General features: G+C 63.4%; 2 protein-coding genes. Both read right to left on the reverse strand.

Features of this window, described 5'->3' with window-relative positions; translation table 11 throughout:
* Positions 1-35 precede the first annotated feature (35 nt).
* Positions 36-842: a tryptophan synthase subunit alpha gene (gene trpA / locus ADK28_RS00745; RefSeq protein WP_048794633.1), complete on the reverse strand. Its 807-nt coding sequence runs from the start codon at positions 840-842 to the stop codon at positions 36-38.
* Positions 842-1,349 (reverse strand): pyridoxal-phosphate dependent enzyme (locus ADK28_RS00750; protein ID WP_048794634.1); only part of this gene is annotated, 508 nt, incomplete at its 5' end. The genes ADK28_RS00750 and trpA, both read right to left, overlap by 1 nt.

Consider the following 1,349-nt stretch of genomic DNA (forward strand, 5'->3'; position numbering starts at 1 on the left):
AAAGCGAGCGCCGGCAGGGCGCTCGCTAAAGAGGATCACGCCTGGGTGGCGTGCTTCATATTGCTGACGAAGGCCGCCAGCCTGGTCAGCATCTCCGCCGGGTCGGCATGGTGCTGTTCGATGATTTTGACGATTGCCGAGCCGGAGATCGCGCCGGCGGCGCCGGCCTGCAGCGCCGCCTTCACCTGCTCGGGTTCGGAGATGCCGAAGCCCTGCAGCGGCGGCGCGGCGTGATACTCGCGCAGCTTGTTCACCAGGTGATGCAACGGCAACTGCGCCCGGCTTTCGGTGCCGGTCACCCCGGCGCGCGACAGCAGGTAGGTGTAACCGCGGCCGTGCGACGCGATTTCACGCAGCAGATCGTCATCGGCGTTCGGCGGGCAGATGAAGATCGGTGCGATACCGTGGCGAGCGGCGGCGGCGCGGAACGGCGCAGACTCTTCAAACGGCACGTCGGCGACCAGCACCGAATCCACGCCCACTTCGGCGCAGCGTTGGTAAAACGCATCGATGCCTTTATGGAACACCAGATTGGCGTACATCAGCAGGCCGATGGGAATGGTCGGGTGCTTCTGGCGGATGGCCGCCAGCATCTCGAAGCACTGGGTCGGCGTGACGCCGGCGGCGAAAGCGCGCAGCGTCGCGCTCTGGATGGTTGGGCCATCCGCCAGCGGATCGGAGAAGGGGATGCCCAGCTCCAGCGCGTCCGCGCCGGCTTCGATCAGGGTATCGATAATCTGCAGCGACAGCGTTGGATTAGGATCGCCCAGCGTCACGAACGGGACGAAGGCGCCTTCCTTGTTGCTTTCCAGGCGTTTGAACAGTTGCTGATAACGTTCCATCAGATTTCTCCCCGTGCTTTCAAAATGTCGTGAACGGTAAATATGTCTTTGTCGCCGCGGCCGGACAGGTTGACCACCAGGATCTGTTCTTTCTGCGGCGTTTCACGGATCATTTTCAGCGCGTGCGCCAGGGCGTGCGAGGATTCTAGCGCCGGGATGATGCCTTCATGGCGCGACAGCGCCTTGAACGCTTCCAGCGCTTCGTCGTCGGTGATCGACACGTATTCGGCGCGGCCGATGCTGTTCAGGAAGGCGTGTTGCGGCCCGACGGACGGGAAGTCCAACCCGGCGGAGATTGAATAGGATTCTTCAATCTGGCCTTCGGCGGTCTGCATCATTGGCGCTTTCATACCGAAGTAGATGCCGACGTGGCCGTGCTTCAGCGGCGCGCCGTGCTGGCCGGTCTCGATGCCCAGACCGGCGGGTTCCACGCCGATCAGCCCGACGTCGGCATCATCGATAAAGTCGGCGAACATGCCGATGGCGTTGGAGCCGCCGCCGACGCAG

Source organism: Serratia sp. 506_PEND (assembly GCF_001076875.1).
Classification (GTDB): domain Bacteria; phylum Pseudomonadota; class Gammaproteobacteria; order Enterobacterales; family Enterobacteriaceae; genus Serratia; species Serratia marcescens.